At 38.9% G+C, this 22,541-nt stretch carries 18 protein-coding genes, 10 tRNA genes, 3 rRNA genes and 1 pseudogene; 4 read left to right on the top strand and 28 right to left on the bottom strand.

Going from position 1 to position 22,541, the window contains the following annotated elements; all coding sequences use genetic code 11:
* Window positions 1-25: 25 nt before the first annotated feature.
* The 18 genes from A9C19_RS19245 to A9C19_RS19330 form a co-directional block, all read right to left on the bottom strand.
* Complete coding sequence (locus tag A9C19_RS19245; protein ID WP_072581408.1) at window positions 26-1,273, bottom strand: CdaR family protein; 1,248 nt, start codon at window positions 1,271-1,273, stop codon at window positions 26-28.
* Window positions 1,266-2,087 carry a diadenylate cyclase CdaA gene (cdaA, locus tag A9C19_RS19250; protein ID WP_072581409.1) on the bottom strand — a complete coding sequence of 274 codons (822 nt, stop codon included), beginning with the start codon at window positions 2,085-2,087 and terminating at the stop codon, window positions 1,266-1,268. The genes A9C19_RS19245 and cdaA overlap by 8 nt, the downstream gene beginning before the upstream one ends.
* A gap of 134 nt (window positions 2,088-2,221) precedes the next feature.
* Window positions 2,222-2,833 carry an anti-sigma factor family protein gene (locus tag A9C19_RS19255; RefSeq protein WP_072581410.1) on the bottom strand — a complete coding sequence of 204 codons (612 nt, stop codon included), beginning with the start codon at window positions 2,831-2,833 and terminating at the stop codon, window positions 2,222-2,224.
* 13 nt (window positions 2,834-2,846) lie between these two features.
* A complete protein-coding gene (gene sigW, locus A9C19_RS19260) occupies window positions 2,847-3,410 on the bottom strand; it encodes an RNA polymerase sigma factor SigW (protein WP_072581411.1) in 564 nt (187 codons plus the stop codon).
* Between the two features lie 214 nt (window positions 3,411-3,624).
* Window positions 3,625-3,700, bottom strand: a tRNA-Ala gene (locus A9C19_RS19265).
* A gap of 5 nt (window positions 3,701-3,705) precedes the next feature.
* Window positions 3,706-3,780, bottom strand: a tRNA-Gly gene (locus A9C19_RS19270).
* 3 nt (window positions 3,781-3,783) lie between these two features.
* Window positions 3,784-3,856, bottom strand: a tRNA-Lys gene (locus A9C19_RS19275).
* A 144-nt stretch (window positions 3,857-4,000) separates the two neighbouring features.
* Window positions 4,001-4,075: transfer RNA gene (locus tag A9C19_RS19280), tRNA-Gln, on the bottom strand.
* A gap of 116 nt (window positions 4,076-4,191) precedes the next feature.
* Window positions 4,192-4,275, bottom strand: a tRNA-Tyr gene (locus tag A9C19_RS19285).
* Between the two features lie 15 nt (window positions 4,276-4,290).
* A tRNA-Thr gene (locus A9C19_RS19290) sits at window positions 4,291-4,363 on the bottom strand.
* A 74-nt stretch (window positions 4,364-4,437) separates the two neighbouring features.
* A tRNA-Val gene (locus A9C19_RS19295) sits at window positions 4,438-4,513 on the bottom strand.
* A gap of 31 nt (window positions 4,514-4,544) precedes the next feature.
* Window positions 4,545-4,619: transfer RNA gene (locus tag A9C19_RS19300), tRNA-Glu, on the bottom strand.
* A 15-nt stretch (window positions 4,620-4,634) separates the two neighbouring features.
* Window positions 4,635-4,707, bottom strand: a tRNA-Thr gene (locus A9C19_RS19305).
* A 3-nt stretch (window positions 4,708-4,710) separates the two neighbouring features.
* Window positions 4,711-4,785, bottom strand: a tRNA-Asn gene (locus tag A9C19_RS19310).
* Window positions 4,786-4,796: 11 nt separating this feature from the next.
* Window positions 4,797-4,912, bottom strand: a 5S ribosomal RNA gene (gene rrf / locus A9C19_RS19315).
* Window positions 4,913-5,156: 244 nt separating this feature from the next.
* Window positions 5,157-8,085, bottom strand: a 23S ribosomal RNA gene (locus A9C19_RS19320).
* A 368-nt stretch (window positions 8,086-8,453) separates the two neighbouring features.
* Window positions 8,454-10,005: ribosomal RNA gene (locus A9C19_RS19325) — 16S ribosomal RNA — on the bottom strand.
* The 16S, 23S and 5S rRNA genes sit together here with 10 tRNA genes alongside, the layout of an rRNA operon.
* Window positions 10,006-10,263: 258 nt before the next feature.
* A complete protein-coding gene (locus A9C19_RS19330; RefSeq protein ID WP_072581412.1) occupies window positions 10,264-10,443 on the bottom strand; it encodes a hypothetical protein in 180 nt (59 codons plus the stop codon).
* A 143-nt stretch (window positions 10,444-10,586) separates the two neighbouring features.
* On the opposite strand from A9C19_RS19330, the gene pdaB reads away from it, so the two are divergent.
* Entirely contained in the window at window positions 10,587-11,351 is a 765-nt protein-coding gene (pdaB, locus tag A9C19_RS19335; RefSeq protein ID WP_072581413.1) for a polysaccharide deacetylase family sporulation protein PdaB, read from the top strand.
* 91 nt (window positions 11,352-11,442) lie between these two features.
* Here pdaB and A9C19_RS19340 read toward each other — a convergent pair whose 3' ends face one another.
* The gene (locus A9C19_RS19340; protein ID WP_072581959.1) at window positions 11,443-12,042 is read right to left on the bottom strand and encodes a KinB-signaling pathway activation protein; all 600 of its coding nucleotides are present in this window, start codon (window positions 12,040-12,042) and stop codon (window positions 11,443-11,445) included.
* A gap of 148 nt (window positions 12,043-12,190) precedes the next feature.
* Between A9C19_RS19340 and gerD the strand changes: the two genes are divergently transcribed.
* A complete protein-coding gene (gene gerD / locus A9C19_RS19345) occupies window positions 12,191-12,844 on the top strand; it encodes a spore germination lipoprotein GerD (RefSeq protein ID WP_072581414.1) in 654 nt (217 codons plus the stop codon).
* Between the two features lie 51 nt (window positions 12,845-12,895).
* Here gerD and A9C19_RS19350 read toward each other — a convergent pair whose 3' ends face one another.
* The 5 genes and pseudogenes from A9C19_RS19350 to rpsI all read right to left on the bottom strand — a co-directional run.
* Window positions 12,896-13,957, bottom strand: coding sequence for an Mrp/NBP35 family ATP-binding protein (locus A9C19_RS19350; RefSeq protein ID WP_072581415.1), 1,062 nt, complete (start codon window positions 13,955-13,957; stop codon window positions 12,896-12,898).
* Window positions 13,958-14,042: 85 nt separating this feature from the next.
* The gene (cwlD, locus tag A9C19_RS19355; protein WP_072581416.1) at window positions 14,043-14,756 is read right to left on the bottom strand and encodes an N-acetylmuramoyl-L-alanine amidase CwlD; all 714 of its coding nucleotides are present in this window, start codon (window positions 14,754-14,756) and stop codon (window positions 14,043-14,045) included.
* Between the two features lie 82 nt (window positions 14,757-14,838).
* On the bottom strand, window positions 14,839-15,276 hold the full coding sequence (locus A9C19_RS19360) for a DUF2521 family protein (protein WP_072581417.1): 438 nt from the start codon (window positions 15,274-15,276) through the stop codon (window positions 14,839-14,841).
* A 164-nt stretch (window positions 15,277-15,440) separates the two neighbouring features.
* Window positions 15,441-16,964 (bottom strand): glycine betaine uptake BCCT transporter, encoded by a 1,524-nt coding sequence (locus tag A9C19_RS19365; RefSeq protein ID WP_072581418.1) that lies wholly within the window; start codon window positions 16,962-16,964, stop codon window positions 15,441-15,443.
* A gap of 379 nt (window positions 16,965-17,343) precedes the next feature.
* A pseudogene (gene rpsI, locus A9C19_RS21575) lies at window positions 17,344-17,409 on the bottom strand (30S ribosomal protein S9); the annotation flags it as partial.
* Between the two features lie 208 nt (window positions 17,410-17,617).
* Here rpsI and A9C19_RS19370 point away from each other — a divergent pair.
* Together A9C19_RS19370 and A9C19_RS19375 are read left to right on the top strand one after the other, a co-directional pair.
* Window positions 17,618-17,809 (top strand): hypothetical protein, encoded by a 192-nt coding sequence (locus A9C19_RS19370; protein WP_072581419.1) that lies wholly within the window; start codon window positions 17,618-17,620, stop codon window positions 17,807-17,809.
* Between the two features lie 61 nt (window positions 17,810-17,870).
* Entirely contained in the window at window positions 17,871-18,092 is a 222-nt protein-coding gene (locus tag A9C19_RS19375; RefSeq protein WP_072581420.1) for a hypothetical protein, read from the top strand.
* A gap of 261 nt (window positions 18,093-18,353) precedes the next feature.
* On the opposite strand, the gene A9C19_RS19380 is transcribed toward A9C19_RS19375, so the two are convergent.
* The 4 genes from A9C19_RS19380 to dcm are packed head-to-tail and all read right to left on the bottom strand — an operon-like array spanning window position 18,354 to window position 22,249.
* Window positions 18,354-18,614: a hypothetical protein gene (locus A9C19_RS19380; protein ID WP_072581421.1), complete on the bottom strand. Its 261-nt coding sequence runs from the start codon at window positions 18,612-18,614 to the stop codon at window positions 18,354-18,356.
* Window positions 18,615-18,652: 38 nt separating this feature from the next.
* Entirely contained in the window at window positions 18,653-20,104 is a 1,452-nt protein-coding gene (locus tag A9C19_RS19385; protein ID WP_072581422.1) for a restriction endonuclease, read from the bottom strand.
* Window positions 20,055-21,191, bottom strand: coding sequence for a DNA cytosine methyltransferase (locus tag A9C19_RS19390; RefSeq protein WP_072581423.1), 1,137 nt, complete (start codon window positions 21,189-21,191; stop codon window positions 20,055-20,057). The genes A9C19_RS19385 and A9C19_RS19390 overlap by 50 nt, the downstream gene beginning before the upstream one ends.
* Complete coding sequence (gene dcm, locus A9C19_RS19395) at window positions 21,188-22,249, bottom strand: DNA (cytosine-5-)-methyltransferase (RefSeq protein ID WP_072581424.1); 1,062 nt, start codon at window positions 22,247-22,249, stop codon at window positions 21,188-21,190. Before dcm ends, A9C19_RS19390 begins: the two co-directional genes overlap by 4 nt.
* Between the last annotated feature and the right edge of the window lie 292 nt (window positions 22,250-22,541).

Raw genomic sequence — 22,541 nt, forward strand, 5'->3', positions numbered from 1 at the left:
TTTCGCTCCTTTTTATCTAACTGCCTTAAGAGGCTGAAGATATTTTGACTTTTACTTGTTTTTTCTCCAATGTCCACGTTATATTCTGTGGTCCATTCACTTGTACGTCTACTTCATGCTCTCCATCATTTAAATCTGATAAATTCACATACAATTCAATATCGTCTTCATTTATATCTTGAATGATTGATGGGGCTCCATAGATCGTCACGTCTAACGCTCCAGAATCAGGATCAATGAAATCAAATTGTTTTCCTTCTGAAAGTCCTACCTCATTAATAACTTTGGCTGAGAACTCCTTTTCTTCTTGTTCTTCCACATCCACTTTTATGTTGATTTTTTCTGGAACGACTTTGTTTACTCCATCAGGTTTAGGCACGTCAATTTCAATAATTGAATCTTCCTTGATCTTAGAAAGATCTACTTTTACTCCATCAATTACCTCTAACTGCTCTAAAACACTAAGGGGACCGTAAACGGTAATTTCATTAGGATCTGGCTCTAAGCTCAATATACTTAATCCTGCTCCAAGCTCACCTTCTCGTGTGATCTTAAAAGGTAGTGCTTTACTTGGACTCTTTATTGGTACGGTTACATCTACTACAGATGGCTCCACTTCAACTGGAAGTGCATTCCCATCTTTATCATATACGGTAATACGTGCATCTTGAGTCACCGTTTCTTTGGCATCTTCAAGATTAATAGTTGATTTCACAGAGTCAATCCGATCAATGATTTCTTTCGAAGCTGTAATATTTATACTATTAGGATTCACGATTGGCTGATCTGGTGTATATCCTTCTTCTAATTTATCTTCATTAAGAAAATCAACATCCACTGTAAAGGACTTCGTGATTTTCTCTTCAAGCGTCACAGTAATGACTTTCGGATTAACGGAAGCTGTTAAATCATTCGCAAGATTTTTTGTTTTTAAGCGTACATTATGTGTACCCAAAGAAAGGTTAGTTAAATCTGCATATACTTCAAAATCTTTTAATTTACTCGCCTTTGTAATGGCAGAAGTTGAACCTTCCAATGTGACACTTACTGTTTCAGGTATCCCTGTCACAACTAAATTGTCTTGATCAAAATATGTAACAACCGGGATGTCTGTGACGATTGTTTCATCTGATGTAGGCGAATCACCAAAAAATCCTAGCGGCTGGCTAGTTGAAGACGTTGTTTGGTCTATATTAACAGATACATACAACATCAATGCTAAGAATAAAGCAATACTTCTCATGACCCAAGGGTTATCAATTAGTTTATCCATTCTTTTTCCCCCTCCATTGCCAGCGGGTTGAGGAAGTGGTCTTAGTAGGAGCATTTAATTCCTTTTGTAGGATCTTTCGTAACTCGTCCTGAGATAGGTTACGTTGTAGCTCACTATTTCTAGCAGCAGAAACACTTCCAGTTTCTTCTGAAACGATAATAGTTAAACTATCTGTTACTTCACTTATGCCTAATGCAGCTCTATGCCTTGTGCCTAACTCTTTTGATATAAATGGACTTTCTGATAATGGTAAGTAACAAGCCGCTGCTGCAATTTGATTCTTTTGAAGAATCACTGCGCCATCATGTAGCGGGGTATTTGGAATAAAAATATTAATTAATAGTTCTGAGGATAGTCTTGAATGAAGTGGTATCCCCGTTTCTATGTAATCACTCATTCCAGTTTCTTTCTCAATCGTAATAAGAGCTCCAATCCTACGTTTCGCCATATAATCAGTTGCTTTAATAATTGATTCAATGGTTAATTCAGGATCTTCTTCTCCAGGTATATTGCCTCTAGAAAATAAACGACCTCTTCCTAACTGTTCTAATGCCCTCCGTAGCTCTGGTTGGAAAATGATAATGATTGCCAAGAATCCCCACGTCAGCGCTTGATCCATTAGCCATTGCAATGTACTTAGACCTAAGTATTGACTAAGCATGCGGACAATAATGATCACTGTAATGCCTTTTAAGAGCTGTACCGCCTTTGTTCCCCTTATTACCATAATCAGTTTATAAATTACATACCAAACAAGGAGTATGTCAACAGCTATACCGAGGTAATGCAATACTGGTATATCCTCATATCCCATTCACTCGTCCTCCATGAGTTTACTGACTTTTAAATGTCTATATTTATTTATCATGTTCTACATTTAAAACTCTTACTATTATATCACTAAATAAAATCCTATGTAAAAAGGTCACCTTTATGATGACCCTGTAGTTAATCTAGTACGGTAACAACATCTTTTGATATAGATTTTATATGGTACCAAAGCCATTCAAACATTTGGTCTACTTCTTCAATATCTCCTGTTACCTGTCCAGCAGAAGCAACATACTTTTCACCATTTATGACCGTTACATCTCCATCAATTGTTCCATTGATTGTTAAGGTTCCATTTTTTACAGTAACATCACCTTTTACGATTTCACCCTCCGGTACTGTTACTTTACTATTCTCGACCACTAAATTGGAGTGCTTCGACACACTAAAATTCTGATCACCAGACCATGCGGAAAATAAGCTTCCTGTCATTAATAGAATGAATAACGATGCCGCTGATAATAACGGATGACCCTTCATCCACCTGTTCCAAGATACGGTTCTTTTTTCTTTAGGTAACTTATCCATAATGGATTGAGTAAAATCAGATGGAGCCTCAATGTGAGACGTACTTTGTACTAATGCGACTGCTTTTTCAAGCTGATGAAAATGATCAGAACAATCCTGACAAGATTGCAAATGTTCTTTTACCTCTTTTTCCTCCACATCCGTTAACTCGTAATCCATATATTTATGCAATAGCTGAACAAATTCATTAGAACAGCCCATCTCTTCTCACCTCTTATAAGTGCCTTAATTGCTTCCTTAACGCTTCTCTGCCTCTATGAATACGGGTTTTTACTGTACCAATCGGGATCTCCAGAATTTCACTAATTTCAATTAACGAAAGCTCATCGATGTATTTCAATACAATAACCGATCTATACTTATCCGGAAGCTTAAGGATCTCTTTTTGAATCAATTGCTGCAGTTCCATTGTTTCGAGCTCGTCTTCTGGCAGAGCATCATTTGCAGCAATTTGAGAATACATTGTTAATCCTTCTGTACCTGCAATTTCAGCGTCAAGATAATAATCTGGTTTCTTCTTCCGTATACGGTCGATAGAAAGGTTTGTTGCAATTCGGTATAACCAAGTAGAGAATTTTTTATTCATATCAAAGGTATGAATATTTACATATGCTCTTATAAAGGCCTCCTGAGCGATATCTTCAGCCTCATGGGCATTACCAAGCATTCGATAGCATAATTGATAGATCTTATCCTTGTATAAGTCTACAATTTCCGCATATGCATTTTGATCCCCTTTTTTCACTTGTTTTATTCGTTTCTTTATAATAGTTTCCATTTATTTATACCTCCGCACTCCGCGGGTTTATTATTATACGTATAAGGTATCGAAAAGGTTTCAATAAATCACACAAAATTATTTTAACAAATTTTGGTGCCTTATGGAGAAACTTTATAAAAGAATAGTCATTTAATTAAATTGTTTTATTTTTACTCATAAAAAAAGCGATAAACATTGTTTATCGCTTGGAATATGTAATATAAAGTAATCTTGGTGGAGCCTAGCGGGATCGAACCGCTGACCTCCTGCGTGCAAAGCAGGCGCTCTCCCAGCTGAGCTAAGGCCCCTATATTGGAGCGGAAGACGGGATTCGAACCCGCGACCCCCACCTTGGCAAGGTGGTGTTCTACCACTGAACTACTTCCGCATATGAGCCATGAAGGACTCGAACCTTCGACCCTCTGATTAAAAGTCAGATGCTCTACCAACTGAGCTAATGGCTCTAGTAAAAAAACACTCTTTGTTAAGACGACCAAATCTCAGGAAGTAATTACAAGAAGCTGCTCGATTTGTTCGCTGAAGCATTGCTTCGTCGTAATTTCGAACGTGCTCTACCAACTGAGCTAATGGCTCTAGTAAAATAAAAATGGCTGGGCTAGCTGGATTCGAACCAACGCATGTCGCAGTCAAAGTGCGATGCCTTACCGCTTGGCTATAGCCCATTAATAATAAGGTTCTCTCCTATTTTACGTGAATCTAATCAAAATATACATTTTTAGGACAAAATAAAAACAACTACGAATTTAGCTTAGAAGCCAAACTCAATCATTGTTTTAAATGGTGGAGGGGGGCAGATTCGAACTGCCGAACCCTAAGGAGCGGATTTACAGTCCGCCGCGTTTAGCCACTTCGCTACCCCTCCGTATTTGTAAGAGAGTGCCGGCGAGAGGACTTGAACCCCCAACCTACTGATTACAAGTCAGTTGCTCTACCAATTGAGCTACACCGGCAATATACTACTTGGATTAATAAAATACTATTCTACTTTATTAAAGTAAGTTTCTTTCGTTTATCGAAAAAGTAATGGTGGAGGATGACGGGATCGAACCGCCGACCCCCTGCTTGTAAGGCAGGTGCTCTCCCAGCTGAGCTAATCCTCCGAATGAGTTGAATACTTTTCTATACAAAAAATGGTGACCCATACGGGATTCGAACCCGTGTTACCGCCGTGAAAGGGCGGTGTCTTAACCGCTTGACCAATGGGCCTAAATTATTAGTTTAAGCTCCCAACCGGGCTCGAACCGGTGACCTCTTCCTTACCATGGAAGTGCTCTACCAACTGAGCTATGGAAGCAAATGGCTCCGCAGGCAGGACTCGAACCTGCGACCGATCGGTTAACAGCCGATAGCTCTACCACTGAGCTACTGCGGAACAATATAAAAGCCTGGCAACGTCCTACTCTCACAGGGGGAAACCCCCAACTACCATCGGCGCTGAAGAACTTAACTTCCGTGTTCGGCATGGGAACGGGTGTGACCTCTTCGCTATCGCCACCAGACAATTATGACAAATATTATTATACTATTTTAATTGAATATTTCAAGTGTTTTTTCAACTTTTATATTCCTTCAAAACTAGATAACGAATCACAATTCATTCACTGAGCTTACGCTTTTAATTTGTCTAGCTCTAGAAGCCAAATCCTACGGTAATTTCACTCTCTCGTTCGAAGTCAAAGAACGACTTCTTCTCGATCGCTCCAATTCCCTATGGATTTAAACGGGCTTCTTACGCTTTTCTATTAGGTTAAGTCCTCGATCTATTAGTATCAGTCAGCTCCACACGTCACCGCGCTTCCACCTCTGACCTATCAACCTGATCATCTTTCAGGGATCTTACTAGCTTACGCTATGGGAAATCTCATCTTGAGGGGGGCTTCATGCTTAGATGCTTTCAGCACTTATCCCTTCCGCACATAGCTACCCAGCTATGCCTTTGGCAAGACAACTGGTACACCAGCGGTGCGTCCATCCCGGTCCTCTCGTACTAAGGACAGCTCCTCTCAAATTTCCTACGCCCACGACGGATAGGGACCGAACTGTCTCACGACGTTCTGAACCCAGCTCGCGTACCGCTTTAATGGGCGAACAGCCCAACCCTTGGGACCGACTACAGCCCCAGGATGCGATGAGCCGACATCGAGGTGCCAAACCTCCCCGTCGATGTGGACTCTTGGGGGAGATAAGCCTGTTATCCCCGGGGTAGCTTTTATCCGTTGAGCGATGGCCCTTCCATGCGGAACCACCGGATCACTAAGCCCGACTTTCGTCCCTGCTCGACTTGTAGGTCTCGCAGTCAAGCTCCCTTGTGCCTTTACACTCTACGAATGATTTCCAACCATTCTGAGGGAACCTTTGGGCGCCTCCGTTACATTTTAGGAGGCGACCGCCCCAGTCAAACTGCCCACCTGACACTGTCTCCCAGCCCGATCAGGGCTGTGGGTTAGAATTTCAATACAGCCAGGGTAGTATCCCACCGACGCCTCCACCGAAGCTAGCGCTCCGGCTTCTCAGGCTCCTACCTATCCTGTACAAGCTGTACCAAAATTCAATATCAGGCTACAGTAAAGCTCCACGGGGTCTTTCCGTCCTGTCGCGGGTAACCTGCATCTTCACAGGTACTATAATTTCACCGAGTCTCTCGTTGAGACAGTGCCCAGATCGTTACGCCTTTCGTGCGGGTCGGAACTTACCCGACAAGGAATTTCGCTACCTTAGGACCGTTATAGTTACGGCCGCCGTTTACTGGGGCTTCGGTTCAAAGCTTCGCTTACGCTAACCTCTCCCCTTAACCTTCCAGCACCGGGCAGGCGTCAGCCCCTATACTTCGCCTTGCGGCTTCGCAGAGACCTGTGTTTTTGCTAAACAGTCGCCTGGGCCTATTCACTGCGGCTTTTCCGGGCTATTAACCCTAAAAAGCACCCCTTCTCCCGAAGTTACGGGGTCATTTTGCCGAGTTCCTTAACGAGAGTTCTCTCGCTCACCTTAGGATTCTCTCCTCGCCTACCTGTGTCGGTTTGCGGTACGGGCACCTCTCACCTCGCTAGAGGCTTTTCTTGGCAGTGTGGAATCAAGAACTTCGGTACTATATTTCCCTCGCCATCACAGCTCAGCCTTAATGACAATGGGATTTGCCTCATTGTCAGCCTAACTGCTTGGACGCGGCATTCCGACGCCGCGCTTACCCTATCCTTCTGCGTCCCCCCATTGCTCAAATGGTGAGGAGGTGGTACAGGAATTTCTACCTGTTGGCCATCGCCTACGCCTTTCGGCCTCGGCTTAGGTCCCGACTTACCCTGAGCGGACGAGCCTTCCTCAGGAAACCTTAGGCATTCGGTGGAGGGGATTCTCACCCCTCTTTCGCTACTCATACCGGCATTCTCACTTCTAAGCGCTCCACCAGTCCTCTCGGTCTGGCTTCTCAGCCCTTAGAACGCTCTCCTACCACTGTTCGTTAGAACAGTCCACAGCTTCGGTGATACGTTTAGCCCCGGTACATTTTCGGCGCAGAGTCACTCGACCAGTGAGCTATTACGCACTCTTTAAATGGTGGCTGCTTCTAAGCCAACATCCTGGTTGTCTAAGCAACTCCACATCCTTTTCCACTTAACGTATACTTTGGGACCTTAGCTGGTGGTCTGGGCTGTTTCCCTCTTGACTACGGATCTTATCACTCGCAGTCTGACTCCTGAACATAAGTCTTTGGCATTCGGAGTTTGACTGAATTCGGTAACCCGATGGGGGCCCCTAGTCCAATCAGTGCTCTACCTCCAAGACTCTCATTTCAAGGCTAGCCCTAAAGCTATTTCGGAGAGAACCAGCTATCTCCAGGTTCGATTGGAATTTCTCCGCTACCCACACCTCATCCCCGCACTTTTCAACGTGCGTGGGTTCGGGCCTCCATTCAGTGTTACCTGAACTTCACCCTGGACATGGGTAGATCACCTGGTTTCGGGTCTACGACCACGTACTTATTCGCCCTGTTCAGACTCGCTTTCGCTGCGGCTCCGTCTTATCAACTTAACCTTGCACGGGATCGTAACTCGCCGGTTCATTCTACAAAAGGCACGCCATTACCCATTAACGGGCTTTGACTACTTGTAGGCACACGGTTTCAGGATCTATTTCACTCCCCTTCCGGGGTGCTTTTCACCTTTCCCTCACGGTACTGGTTCACTATCGGTCACTAGGGAGTATTTAGCCTTGGGAGATGGTCCTCCCTGCTTCCGACGGGATTTCACGTGTCCCGCCGTACTCAGGATCCACTCTGGAGGGAACGAAGTTTCAACTACAGGGTTGTTACCTTCTTTGACGAGCCTTTCCAGACCTCTTCATTTACTCCGTTCCTTTGTAACTCCGTATAGAGTGTCCTACAACCCCAAGAGGCAAGCCTCTTGGTTTGGGCTAATTCCGTTTCGCTCGCCGCTACTCAGGAAATCGCGTTTGCTTTCTCTTCCTCCGGGTACTTAGATGTTTCAGTTCCCCGGGTCTGCCTTTATCATCCTATGTATTCAGATGAAAATACTGCTCCATTACGAACAGTGGGTTTCCCCATTCGGAAATCTCCGGATCAAAGCTTACTTACAGCTCCCCGAAGCATATCGGTGTTAGTACCGTCCTTCATCGGCTCCTAGTGCCAAGGCATCCACCGTGCGCCCTTAACAACTTAACCTCATCGACAAATGATAAGCTTCGAATTTCTTCGTTGACTTCGTGCTCTGCGGTGCTCATGTACCAAAAACGTACATTCCGCTCCTCAATCACTCGTCGCCTCGAACTTCTCGCTTCTCCTTTGTCTCAGGAAATCAATACTTACATTGAATCCTGGTTTACATTTATTAAGAGAATCACTAAACTAAGCGTTTAAACTCAGTGAATTACTTGAATTGTTTTCGTTATCTAGTTTTCAAGGAACATAAAACACAGGATCTTCAATGCAAGATGCATTTAGACTCCTATGTATGAGTCTTACTTATTATAGAAAGATCAGATGATCTCTCAAAACTAAACAAAATACCAAGCGTACCTCTATATCCTTAGAAAGGAGGTGATCCAGCCGCACCTTCCGATACGGCTACCTTGTTACGACTTCACCCCAATCATCTGTCCCACCTTAGGCGGCTGGCTCCTTACGGTTACCCCACCGACTTCGGGTGTTACAAACTCTCGTGGTGTGACGGGCGGTGTGTACAAGGCCCGGGAACGTATTCACCGCGGCATGCTGATCCGCGATTACTAGCGATTCCAGCTTCATGCAGGCGAGTTGCAGCCTGCAATCCGAACTGAGAATGGTTTTATGGGATTCGCTTAACTTCGCAGTCTCGCAGCCCTTTGTACCATCCATTGTAGCACGTGTGTAGCCCAGGTCATAAGGGGCATGATGATTTGACGTCATCCCCACCTTCCTCCGGTTTGTCACCGGCAGTCATCTTAGAGTGCCCAACTGAATGCTGGCAACTAAGATCAAGGGTTGCGCTCGTTGCGGGACTTAACCCAACATCTCACGACACGAGCTGACGACAACCATGCACCACCTGTCACTTCGTCCCCTAAAAGGGGAACCTTCTATCTCTAGAAGTAGCGAAGGATGTCAAGACCTGGTAAGGTTCTTCGCGTTGCTTCGAATTAAACCACATGCTCCACCGCTTGTGCGGGCCCCCGTCAATTCCTTTGAGTTTCAGTCTTGCGACCGTACTCCCCAGGCGGAGTGCTTAATGCGTTTGCTGCAGCACTAAAGGGCGGAAACCCTCTAACACTTAGCACTCATCGTTTACGGCGTGGACTACCAGGGTATCTAATCCTGTTCGCTCCCCACGCTTTCGCGCCTCAGTGTCAGTTACAGACCAGAAAGTCGCCTTCGCCACTGGTGTTCCTCCAAATCTCTACGCATTTCACCGCTACACTTGGAATTCCACTTTCCTCTTCTGCACTCAAGTTCCCCAGTTTCCAATGACCCTCCACGGTTGAGCCGTGGGCTTTCACATCAGACTTAAGAAACCACCTGCGCGCGCTTTACGCCCAATAATTCCGGACAACGCTTGCCACCTACGTATTACCGCGGCTGCTGGCACGTAGTTAGCCGTGGCTTTCTGGTTAGGTACCGTCAAGGTACTAGCAGTTACTCTAGTACTTGTTCTTCCCTAACAACAGAACTTTACGACCCGAAGGCCTTCATCGTTCACGCGGCGTTGCTCCGTCAGACTTTCGTCCATTGCGGAAGATTCCCTACTGCTGCCTCCCGTAGGAGTCTGGGCCGTGTCTCAGTCCCAGTGTGGCCGATCACCCTCTCAGGTCGGCTACGCATCGTTGCCTTGGTGAGCCGTTACCTCACCAACTAGCTAATGCGCCGCGGGTCCATCTGTAAGTGATAGCTAGAAGCCATCTTTCAATTTCGAACCATGCGGTTCGAAATGTTATCCGGTATTAGCTCCGGTTTCCCGGAGTTATCCCAATCTTACAGGCAGGTTACCCACGTGTTACTCACCCGTCCGCCGCTAATATCAGGGAGCAAGCTCCCATCAATTCGCTCGACTTGCATGTATTAGGCACGCCGCCAGCGTTCGTCCTGAGCCAGGATCAAACTCTCCAATAAAGTAGTTTGACTTGCTCATATTTTTTGTACTATATAGTACGTTTTGTTGATTTAAAATCAACGTTTGATACGCTTGGTTTTGTTTAGTTTTCAAAGATCATGATGTCAACTTCGTTCAGAAGCGACTTTCTTAATATAACATCTTATCAAATCTAAGTCAACTTTTTTCGAAAAAGTTTTTTTAGATTTCGTCACATCTCTTAGCGACGAATACTAATATATCATGTATGTTTTCTTTCGTCAACAATATTTAGAAATTTATTTTGATATCTTTCTACTTATCTTATCAAGGATATCCCTTCTTTCTTTTAAAGCTCTATCTATAATATGATTTTCTCTTTCTTTTTCAACAAGAAGCTTATCTACAAGCATCTGCTCTTTAGTTAATATGCTTTCTAGCTCCAATCGTTCTCCTTCCTCAAATAAATAATAGATCATTTAACATTCTCCTCTACATGAGATTTTGATTAATTCTTCCTCACAACGTCTTATATTATTCCTATAACCGTACTTTTCTAATCATTTTCAGAAAGGACAAAGCATAGACTTGTCTCAAAGAGTCTATTAGAGGAGGGTCAAATATGAATAGGTTCCACGTAATCCATATTAAAAAAATTAAGCAAGTTGCTCTTATCATGATAGCTGCATTCTTCACAGCAGGCATTCTATACGTAGAAAATGTGTTGAATTATCCTGTGTTCTCAACATCAGAAGGACCGAAAGCAATCTACAAAGGAGATTCTACAAAAAAAGAGATAGCCTTAACATTTGATATTAGCTGGGGAGATGTAAAAGCTGAGGAGATATTAGCCACACTAGAAAAAGAGAAAGTAAATAATGCAACGTTTTTCCTTTCAGCATCATGGGCAGAAAGCCACCCCGATGTCGTAAAGCAAATTTTAGATAGCGGGCATCAAATTGGTAGCATGGGATACAACTATAAAAACTATAGAGATTTAGAACCAAATGAAATTAGAAAGGATCTCTCATTAGCGCAAGAAACGTTCACTAAACTAGGCATAAAGGATATTCACTTACTCAGACCCCCTAGTGGAGTATTCGATAAAGAGGTTTTAAAGATTGCACAGCAATTAGGTTACACAATTGTTCACTACAGTATTGATTCGGAAGATTGGACAAATCCAGGGGTACAAAAAATCGTCGATAACACGACAAAAGGATTGAAAGGCGGAGATATCATTTTACTTCACGCTTCAGATTCCGCTAAACAAACAAACGAAGCATTACCTCTCATCCTTAACAACATGAAAAAAGCAGGACTTAAAAATATAAATGTCGAAGATCTTATCGCAAATGCTGAAACCAAATCTTCTGAGGTGAAATAAGATTCTATCCTTTAAAAAATGAATAACTACAAGAACTACATATAAAACAGAAGATTTCACTTTATAATATGCAAAAAAAGAGCTAGTACGATTAGCTCTTTTTATTTTGCAGAAATCTCGGAAGCATTAATAGCTGATATGCATTACAAATTTGTATTGGAATTAGCATAAAAAACAGCCAGCTTTCTTCATTAACTCTTAATGCCGGAAACCATTCTATTGTAGTAACCACAATCATAAAAAACACAGCAGGAATGAATGCTTCTTTATTTGTATCCCTTCTTTTTACCATTGCAACAATTAGGGCAAAAATGAATACATACCCTGCTACTAAAAGATATGACGTTACTGCTTCTTCCGCTTCTGCAAAAAATTGATAACGGAAGTACACTAAATCAAATAAAACAAAAATAATGAGAATTACTTGAACCAAGCCCCAGTAAGACCTGAAGATTCCTAGGCCAAACCGATGTATGGTTAAATAAGCAAAGAATCCCATCTGGCTAATTACACTAAATATAAGTCCTACCCCAAATAACCATGTGAGTATAGAAAGGATTTCTATCACATCGAAATGGATAAACAGTTCCTTATACTCTCCCCACCTAAGAATAAATCCAATAATACCTGAGGTAATTCCGCCTACAAGTAATGTACTTAAAAATAAACGAACCCAATTACGACTTTTCAAGTGACCTATCCTCCATCTTATTGCTTGTCTTGATTTTACCAATCCTTTCTTAAAAAAGCCATATGAGATGTATTTTCCTTGTATAAATTCTTTCATGACAATAGAAAATATAAGTAGCAAAAAGGTATTAGAAAGGAGCTCGACTAACATGAAGAGATACTTGCTCCTCATGACTTTTACTCTCACCATATTTGGGGTTTTCTCTACAGGATGTGCCCCTAGAGAAGAATCTAGTGGTCAAATGGATTATGAAGAAACGAAGAAAATGGTAGTTGATATATTAAAGACAGATGATGGAAAGAAAGCTTTACAAGAAGTAATGAAAGACGAAGAAATGATGCAAACCCTTATCATGGATCAAAACGTTGTGAAGCAAACAATTGAAGAAACCCTCACAAGTGAAAAAGGAACAGAATTTTGGAAAAAGGTTTTTGAAGATCCTAAATTTGTGGAAAGCTTCGCCACGAGTATTAAGGATGAACATGAAAAAGTGATTAAAGAATTAATGAAAGATCCTGACTATCAGAAGATGCTGATGGAAATTTTTCAAGATCCTGAAATGGAAAAATCAATGGTGACTGCTGTAAAGAGCCAGGATTTTAGGAAGCACCTACAGGACGTTATCATGGAAACTCTGTCTAGTCCTCTATATAAAGCAAAAATTCAAGACACCCTTCTAAAAGCAGCAGAAGAAATGGGACAACAAGGCGGTAGTGGACAACAAGAAAGCGAACAAGGCGGAGACAGTAGTGGTGGCGGAGAATCTGATAGTAGCCAAGAAGAAGGTAATGGCGGTAACTAAAATGTTACTACACAAAAAGAGCCGACAAAACGGCTCTTTTTCTTTATTAGATTATGCCTTAGCTGGAATTAAGCCTATTACTCGCTCACCTATATTTTTATAGATCTGTCCTATTGGATGCTCGGTAGCATATACAGAAGGGGCAAAATCCTCTTCATCCCAATCAGGCTGTTGAAGCGGGATTTTTCCCAATAAAGGTACTCTAAGTTCTTCCGCTAATTTCTCTCCACCACCACGTCCGAACACATATTCCTTCTCACCAGTAAGCGCACTTTCAAAGTACGCCATGTTCTCTACAACCCCTATTACTTCATGATCGGTCTGTAAAGCCATAGCACCCGCTCTTGCTGCAACAAAAGCTGCAGTAGGATGTGGCGTTGAAACAATGATTTCTTTACAAGAAGGCAGCATAGAATGAACATCTAATGCTACATCCCCAGTGCCTGGTGGTAGATCTAATAGAAGATAATCTAGATCTCCCCATTCCACTTCATTAAAGAAATTATTTAACATTTTCCCAAGCATTGGCCCTCTCCAAATAACAGGAGCATTATCCTCTACAAAAAATCCCATAGAGATAACCTGAACACCAAATCTTTCGACCGGAATGATCTTCTCTCCACGAACGACAGGTCTTTTTGTAATCCCCATCATATCTGGTACACTAAAGCCGTATATATCAGCGTCAATTAAGCCAACCTTTTTCCCTAAGCGTGCTAAAGCTACAGCCAAATTAACGGATACGGTCGACTTCCCTACTCCACCCTTTCCACTAGCGATCGCGATAAATGTAGTCTTAGAAGCAGGAGACAACAAAGAGCCTGCTCCCTGAGGTGTCTCATCTTGGTATGCTGCTATTGTTTCCTGTGGTAACTCGTGAAAACGAAGTCCTACCGTTTGTGCCCCTGCCTCTTTAACAAGTGCTACAATATCTTGTTGCAATTGCAACTGTTCAGGTGTATTCATTTTGGAGATACCGATTTTTATACTTACATGTGATTTTTCACTTTTTATTTTTATTTCATCAATTGCATTTAATTCTTCCAAAGGTTTATGTAAAAAAGGATCTTGAAGTTGTCCGATAATGTTTCGTAATTCTTCTTCTCTTAGCATGCTTACCACCCTTTTTGAATTCGTTTACAACAGTATAACATAAATTCAGGATCTAGAAAGAATGAGAAGCATTCCATTTCTCCATTTATTCCGGAGGATTTTTTTCATTTGAAAAGTACCTTAGGACCCCGTTGTAAATGGAAGCAGATACTTTTTGTTGATACTCTTCGGTTGCTAATAACCTCTCCTCATTTGGATTAGATAAGAAACCAACCTCCACTAAAGCACCTGGTTTTTCCATGTTTTTCATGAGATAAACACCATCAATTGGTCTCGCCACACGTGAAGTATTCTCTAAGTTACGCCTTAATTCATCTTGAATGTACTTGGCAATATGCTCATTCTCTACAAATCGTCCATCATAGAATGTCTGTGCCCCGCTCCATTTAGCAGACGGGATGGCATTCAAATGAATCGATAAAAATAAGTCCGCATTTGATTCATTTATCATTTTTACACGATTTCTCAAATCTTCGGCTTTACGTTTACTATAGCCTTTCGTATTTTCATCCGCTAAATCAATATCTTCCTCACGGGTTAACATAACCAATGCTCCCTGTTCTTGTAAGTAATCCCTTAGAAGTAATGATATGCTTAAAGAAATATCCTTCTCTAATGTATCATCCCCTACTGCCCCTCCATCTGGACCACCATGACCAGGGTCAATATAAATAACCTTACCACTTAAGGGCAAATTCCAAGAATCCCAAGAATCATCATCTGTAAATTGCCATTGAAAGAGAATAAGTAGTACGATAAAGCCAGCGGTAAAACCAATCCATTTTAATTTATTTTTCATCTCCATTCCCTCCTGCTCGTCCTGTAATCAATATATGGGACAAAGAGGAGGATTATGTTAAAGATGTAATGACTTACCCCAATTAATGCAATCTTAGCTTATATCTCTTTTCACCTTTCATATATCCTTGCTTCCACCAAGAATGAATATAATGCTCACATGCAAGATGTACTTCTTCTAAGGATGAATCACTTCCACGATATTTTCCCCAGTTTATATAATAATCATATAGTTCATCTGTTAGTTGCTTCTCCTCATGATAACAACGGGAGTTCGCAGCCTCCATTGTTTCACCTAAGTATCCGAATCGACTATACTTTGCACCTAGCATAAAGGCTTCGATTGCGAAATCTACACATCCGTCCTCAATGACATTTTTCTTTACCGAACTAGAGAAACCACTAAAGCATTCATCAATTTTGGCTTTAATTTCTGCTAATGTTAACTCTCGCAACATTTTCTTCTCATACTTTAATTCCTTTTGATGTCTCTTTTGCTTCAACGAAATGATTTCACTCATGTAGATGCCTCCTTATCATTATTGTTTATCCGCAGACATATATCATTCGTAAAATCACTACCAATTTCATGTAAGTCAAAAGATCAAAACATTTCCCAAGAAATGAAGCACTAATAAAAAAACCAACAACATCTTAGTTGTCGGTTTTTATCTCTTATCAATATTTAGACTTTAGGAGCCTTCTTTTTTGGTGTTGGCTTAAAATAGAGTCCCAGCTCTTTCTTTTCCTTTGTTAACGATAGATAGAGAGAGATCATCATCAGTGCTATTATAAAGGAGAATGGAAAGGCAGCAATAATTAAGGCATTTTGTAATGCTTGCAATCCTCCACTATAAAGCAAGATAAGCGCAACTGTAGACTGAGCAATACCCCACGTTAATTTCACTGAATTAGAAGGGGTGAGAGAACCATATGTCGTCTGCATCCCTAATACGAACGTTGCAGAATCGGCAGATGTAATGAAAAATGTACTAATAAGCGTGATTGCAACAATCGAGAGGATTGTAGAACCTGGTAATTGATTAAAGATAGCAAATAAAACCTCTTCAGTAGCAAATTGTGTTAAATCCACAATTCCCGCTTTCTGAATCTCAATTGCTGATGTACCAAATGTTGCAAACCATAAAAAGCTAACAACTGCAGGCAATAATAAAACACCAATTAAAAATTCACGTATCGTACGTCCCCTTGATACACGAGCAATAAAGATCCCGACAAATGGTGACCAAGAAATCCACCAAGCCCAATAGAAAATCGTCCAGCCATTAATCCAACCACGATGTTCTTCATTGAGTGGCGCTATTCGGAAACTCATCTGAGCGATGTTTTGAATATATCCACCAACTGTATCTGTAAACATGTTTAAAATAAGAATGGTTGGTCCAATGAAAAACATTAAAATAAATAGACCAATTGCAAGAAACATATTTGTATTACTTAAGTATTTTATTCCTTTACCTAATCCAGACCAGGCAGAAATCATAAATAAAACAGTGACAACAGCAATGATAATAAATTGAACCGTAAAATTATTTGGAATCCCTAGTAAATAGGTCAATCCCCCATTAATTTGTGCAGCCCCAAATCCTAATGTAGTAGCAACACCAATCACTGTTGCAAAGACAGCTAAAACATCAATCAGCGTTCCTAGAGGACCATTCATTCTGTTCCCTAATACCGGCTTTAATGTAGCAGAGATCAGTCCAGGCTCGTCTTTACGGAATTTATAATACGCTAGGCCTAAGGCAACAATTGCATAAATTCCCCAAGCATGAATCCCCCAATGGAAAAACGTATATCTCATAGATTCTTTATAAGCAGCAGATGTACCGCCTTCAGCAAGAGGTGGGCTCATAAAGTGCGAAAGTGGTTCTGCAGCACCCCAGAATACTAGTCCTATTCCCATACCAGCACTGAATAGCATAGCAAACCATGTACCCTTTGAATACTCTGGCTTTTCATCCGGCTTTCCTAATTTTATTGCTCCAATCGGACTAAAGATAAGAAAGATACAGAAAATGACGACAATTGTTACGAGCGTCAAATAATACCATCCAAAAGCCGATGTGATAAATTCTTGTATATTGGCTGTTACCTCTTCAAAAGTAATTGGCTTAGAAACACCAAAGATAACCGCACCTAGCACTAAAGCTAGCGTGATCCAAAAAACATTTGATATTTTCTTCATTAGTTTCTCCTCTCATTTCTCCTTCAAACTTAATTTAAAAACACACAATTATTAATTATACTAAACTTTCCCAAGAAAGTAATGTTTGGAGTCATTTGGAGTATTTAAATGTCAGAAATGCAATCTTTACCTACACCTTTTACTAATATGTATAGTAACGTGCTATTTTATGAAAACATCATGAAACTTTTTGTTTACTTTATTCCTAATAGCTCAGCACACGTTATTTAAAAGTAGGTAAGAGTAGAAAGAAGAAGATATTTCTACTCTCACTAATAGACGTAAAGCTTGTCTTTATCATATTCAAAGATTTTTAAAGTTCCATAAATAATAAAAAGACCCCCAACCAATAAAGTTTGGGAGCCTTTCAAACGTATTATTAACGTTTTGAGAACTGAGGTGCACGACGAGCGCCTTTAAGACCGTATTTCTTACGTTCTTTTATTTATCCATATAATTTGGAGAAATATGAAATAAGACAAACCTTGGTCCATCACTACTTTGCTGCATTTCTAATACCTAAAATTAAAATGAATATTATACCGTTATATATGATTAGTGGTCAAAATGTGGTCAGGAAATAAACTCTATCGTTTAAGTATCCTGGATTAATTATGTTAAAATTAAAAATAAAAAGGTGGTTTTGATCCACAATGAACAAATTTACTACAGCACTTGATGAAGTAATTAAGTCTTTTGAAAAACTTAGCTTGGAATGGGAGAAAATTGAAGATACTCATTCTGATGTTTTATCTGAGAAATACCCCTTTAATGAGGATTTTCGAGAAGTAGTTTCTTCATTAAAGGAATGGAAGGAATCAATTAATTCTAAGGAACTTAAATAGCTTAAAAGATAAAGATTCTATAGAGTTTGTTGAGTTTCAAAATTGAGAGGAAGATAAACCTATGTTAAAACTTGAAAAAAGACACTGCCCTTATTGCAAAAATATTGAAGCGCATAATCAATTCCACGAATTCTTTTTTGTCAAGACAGAACAAGCTCATTCAGGTACAGTATTTGTTTTTAATTGTTGTGGATGTAAATCTTACTATGAAAGAATCGAAGAAAAGTTGATGAAGAAAAGTTTTGATCAAGGAGATGCTACATTTCCAAGAGTATACAAATGATCTTTAATTAATAGTAAATCATTAAAAGTAAGAAAAATTGCAATGATTAGTACTATTATATCGATTTCAAAATGTATTAGTATTGAAATAAGATCAACAATATTCTTAAGAGTTGACCTTAATAGGAGTCATTCTTGACTCCTATTTAAGTTTTTTAAAGCTTCATACGCAAAACTACTAATGGTTCCTATTAAAGGATAATATTAATTTTTTAAAGCCCTTCTCGATAGAGAAAGGCTTAATTGATAATTTCAAATTATTTCATTTATTAATATTATTTTTTTCATCAATAAATTCTTTATATAACTTAATCGCACGTTTTATTTGAGGCTTAACATATGTACTAAACTTATTAAACTCCTCATTGTTGTCCAAACTTTCAACAATGGTTTCGTAAGATTCTTTAAGATCAGAATCAATTATTTTATCCACCCTACGGACTCTTGAAACCACATCTCTAGCTGACCTTTCTTTTAATCCCCTATTACTTTCTAGCCATTGTTTAAATAAGTCAAGTTCCATCATGAACCTCCTTTCCTGTTTCATAAACAAGTACTGAACTAGTTTTCTTGCACCGAGAACATATTAATAGTAAGATCCGATACTAAATTACTAACATCATTACCTAAGTTATTGGATATTATTTCATTAAAATCTGAATAACCTACCTCTCTAACATCGTTATTTATACAATTATACAAGAATTCCGAGAAAGTCCTAGCAAGTATAATTACTGTTGGTGTATTTCTTATGTCATTCCGGACAGCAGGAACATATCTTGATGTAACTACAATTGTATATTCTCCACCTATTTTTTCCCTATGAAGTGCTAACCTACCTGCATTTAAACTAGATAATTTGTTCTTAGTAGATTTAGCATCAACCGCAAACTTCATATTCCCATCTATATAAAGGCATTCAATATCGGTATTTCCTGCTCCACCTATTTTTTCTGCCTGAACATTATGGAACATATTGAAACCGTCTACTAAAACATCTTCAAAAAGGTATGCTTCAGCACCATCATTGTTATTAGAGTATTGTTCGATTAGTTTCGGTAATTCGAGCAATTTAAGTTCTAGCTCATTATCTAATTCTCCAATTTCTCTTAATAAGGTTTTTGGATAAAAACTATGTATCTCCTTTATGATATCTTTTTTTAACCTTTCTGGGTCATTTAATTTTAGAGGTTGCTCATCAAAAGGGAATTCCTCTAACAATTTCAAACAATAGTCATATATATGGTCAGAAATACTAACTGAATTTCTTGTTACCTTTCGAAATGTGTTTGTATTTCCTTGCTGAATTCTGCATATTTGATCTCCGAGTTCTACATTAAAAAGACCAATTTGTTCAAATAATCGTCTATAATAGTAGTCCCATTCATAAACAGCATTAACCAATACATGCCTCTTATTATTAAATAATATCTCAATCTCCGCATTTGATAATGCTCTAAGGTTAATAATATCATTTACTAATTCTTCATATTTTTCATCATTAATACTCTGAGTAAAAGCAACTAGGTAAGCGTACTCAAATGCATATAATTTATATTCAAGGCGCTCGTCAGTTAACAACTTAAAAATCAGCCTAAATGGAAACACCTCGAAGACTCTATCAGTCCCCCCATAAGTGTGTGGGAACTGTAAAGCCCAGAGCATTGTTAAAAATATTTTTCTGATTTTTTCTTTGTTTCCTATATTGTTTAGAAATAAATTTCCTAATGGACTAAATAAAAACCTTTTTTGCCCATCAACTTTATCTTTATATCCAAACATAAAGAATTCCAACGTATTAATCCTGTGATTAATAGAATCAAGAGGCATTCCGGGATTTCTTCCAGTATAAAAATTCATTTCCCTTAGCCTCTGTAAAAGGTTTAATTTTTTATCTTCGGAAATAAGAGTTCGGTTAAAACTCTTTAATTCAATAGCAACAGTACTAATAATATTAAAATCACTAGTATGCCGGTACAGTATCCATTTCTTTTCTTCTATCCTGTATGTCATTATTATTCTTGTCCCCCTCAAGCTCAGGACCAATATCACTCAATATTTTCATTAACATTAAAGGAGGTATAGATTCGCCTATAACAGTCCTTATGAAGTTGTCGGAAACCCAAGACGGGAACTTTATATCTTGAGGTATAGAAGAAACAATAAAAGTTTCTAATAATGTTAGAACTCTTGCATCTGAGTATGTCCCATCTGAATTTAATCTACCTGGATGTACATTATTGTGTGAACTCATACTACCGCAGTAAGTTGTTCTAGCATGAGCAGGTTGGTCCCAGACCATTCTTTTAAAAGTATTATGAAAGCCTACAATTCTATCCCCATTTTCCTTTTTAGGATAATAAACTTCATTCTTTAGAGCACTCTGACCAGTTGGAGTATGCTTTAATGCTAAAACAGCTCTATCATTTTCTACTTTCGCATAATGCCAAGGAATACCAGAATCTTCTCCACTCTCTAGAGAAGGAAGATGATCAATAGCCTCTCTAAGAGTTATTTCTTGCTCTTGATCTGGCCAGCCCCATTTTAATCCCTTTTTATACATCTTAATAATTGCTCTTGGGCGTGTTTGAGCTATTCCAAAGTCTTTTGCGTTCAATATAGCCGCTTCGATAACGTAGTCCTCAGAATATTTATTATTTAGAATTTGTTCAAGATGAAGATATTCTCCATTATAAGGAAAATACATTTTTAAAAATTTCGGTACATTTTCTATTAATATATATTCAAAATTTCCACTATCTATTATATCAAAAATATCAAAAATCAGGTAATTTCTCTCATCATCTTCAAAATGACTTTGTTTTTTGTTTTTCCCAAGTGAACTTAGCCCCTGACATGGAGGTGTTGCTAATAACAGTTTTACATCATCAGATACATATGATTTAATTTTTTCCTTTACCTCTTCTTGAGTAATATCACCATTAATCATAACTGTGTTTGGATTAAAATGTTTATAGCATTCCGCACGTTTAGGTAACAACTCATTTGCAGCAATTATGTTTATACCAATCTTATTAAGTAATAGTTCTCCAATTCCCGCACTGGAGAATAATGATATTGCATTTAAATTTAAATTCATTGTTCTATCTCCCCTACTAGTTTTTTTAGCATTAGCGGTGGAATGGATTCACCAATACACTGTCTAATTAACAATTCTGGTGTATCGTCAGGTATCCCCCAGTCAATGGGGAGTGAATTTAATAACATTAATTCAAGCGGAGTTAATACCCTAGCATCGGAATATGTTCCATCTTCTAATCTTCTCCCGGGGTGAACATTTCTTTGAGAGCTTATAGCATCGTTTCGAATAGTAATTGTAGGAGCCGGTTCATCCCATAAGATTCTTCGATATGTTGTGTTATATCCTTTTACTCTACTACCATCTAATTTTTTAGGAAAATAGATTTCATTCTCAAATGCAGACATACCTGTTGGAGTATGCTTCATCCATAAAACATGTCTTTCATCGTGTTTTCTGGCAAAATGCCATTTGATATCTGAGAATTCTCCAGATTCAAGACTAGGCAAATGACTTATAGATTCTCTAACTGTAATTTTTTTCTCAGATGCTGGCCACGGCCATTTTCTGTCTTTTTTATAAAGCTTAATAATAGCTCTTTTTCTTGTTTGGGGTACTCCCAAATCAGCAGCATCTATAATGCATGTCTCAATATTATATAAATCATTAAACTCATTAATAAGAATATCTTCAACTGTTTTTAGACTACCATTATAGGATAACAATAACTTTAAAAGTGAAGGAACATTTTCTATAAGAACATAAGTCGGATCTTTTATGTTAATTACTTCAATCACCTTATAAATTAAATAATTTCTTTCATCTTTCGACATACTATCAACATTTCTATTTTTACCCGCTACACTCAAACCTTGACAAGGTGGAGAAGCTAATAGAAAATCAATTTTTTCTGGGGATGAATTTATGAAATTCAAAAAAACATCTTTATCAAGAATATTTCCCTGAATCATGTTAGTTTCAGAATGAACATTCCTATATAAATTAGCTCTTCTCTCTACTAACTCATTAGCGGTTACTATATCTATCCCTATATCTTTAAAAAAGGTCTCTCCTATTCCAGCACTTGAAAACATTGATAAACCTATAATATTTCCCATATTTCTCACAATCCATCCTTAGTTTTATATCATCTAAATAACGAACACTAGTTCCTAGAATGATTATAACATCACAATGTAACTTTGCGTCAATTAATGTGATATAAGGTGAATATACAAACTAGTTTATAACAAACTACAATTTTACAATATTAAGGACAATATATATACGACAAATTTTTGGAACATACAAAAAATCTATATTTGATTAATAACAACTTTAAATGCCTAATGTACCGTATCCTCTACACAAACACCTATTAAAGCCCGAATGCATATTATTACTGTATAA

The sequence above is a fragment of the Bacillus weihaiensis genome (assembly GCF_001889165.1).
Classification (GTDB): domain Bacteria; phylum Bacillota; class Bacilli; order Bacillales; family Bacillaceae; genus Metabacillus; species Metabacillus weihaiensis.

Coding starts and splice junctions, on each gene's coding strand:
- A9C19_RS19360 (WP_072581417.1), bottom strand. CDS start 15,276: ATGAGTGAAATCATTTCGTTGAAGCAAAAGAGACATCAAAAGGAATTA.
- A9C19_RS19380 (WP_072581421.1), bottom strand. CDS start 18,614: ATGGAACTTGACTTATTTAAACAATGGCTAGAAAGTAATAGGGGATTA.
- A9C19_RS19385 (WP_072581422.1), bottom strand. CDS start 20,104: ATGACATACAGGATAGAAGAAAAGAAATGGATACTGTACCGGCATACT.
- A9C19_RS19390 (WP_072581423.1), bottom strand. CDS start 21,191: ATGAATTTAAATTTAAATGCAATATCATTATTCTCCAGTGCGGGAATT.
- gerD (WP_072581414.1), top strand. CDS start 12,191: ATGAAGAGATACTTGCTCCTCATGACTTTTACTCTCACCATATTTGGG.
- A9C19_RS19375 (WP_072581420.1), top strand. CDS start 17,871: ATGTTAAAACTTGAAAAAAGACACTGCCCTTATTGCAAAAATATTGAA.
- A9C19_RS19245 (WP_072581408.1), bottom strand. CDS start 1,273: ATGGATAAACTAATTGATAACCCTTGGGTCATGAGAAGTATTGCTTTA.
- A9C19_RS19255 (WP_072581410.1), bottom strand. CDS start 2,833: ATGGGCTGTTCTAATGAATTTGTTCAGCTATTGCATAAATATATGGAT.
- cwlD (WP_072581416.1), bottom strand. CDS start 14,756: ATGAAAAATAAATTAAAATGGATTGGTTTTACCGCTGGCTTTATCGTA.
- A9C19_RS19350 (WP_072581415.1), bottom strand. CDS start 13,957: ATGCTAAGAGAAGAAGAATTACGAAACATTATCGGACAACTTCAAGAT.
- sigW (WP_072581411.1), bottom strand. CDS start 3,410: ATGGAAACTATTATAAAGAAACGAATAAAACAAGTGAAAAAAGGGGAT.
- A9C19_RS19330 (WP_072581412.1), bottom strand. CDS start 10,443: ATGATCTATTATTTATTTGAGGAAGGAGAACGATTGGAGCTAGAAAGC.
- dcm (WP_072581424.1), bottom strand. CDS start 22,249: ATGGGAAATATTATAGGTTTATCAATGTTTTCAAGTGCTGGAATAGGA.
- A9C19_RS19365 (WP_072581418.1), bottom strand. CDS start 16,964: ATGAAGAAAATATCAAATGTTTTTTGGATCACGCTAGCTTTAGTGCTA.
- cdaA (WP_072581409.1), bottom strand. CDS start 2,087: ATGGGATATGAGGATATACCAGTATTGCATTACCTCGGTATAGCTGTT.
- pdaB (WP_072581413.1), top strand. CDS start 10,587: ATGAATAGGTTCCACGTAATCCATATTAAAAAAATTAAGCAAGTTGCT.
- A9C19_RS19370 (WP_072581419.1), top strand. CDS start 17,618: ATGAACAAATTTACTACAGCACTTGATGAAGTAATTAAGTCTTTTGAA.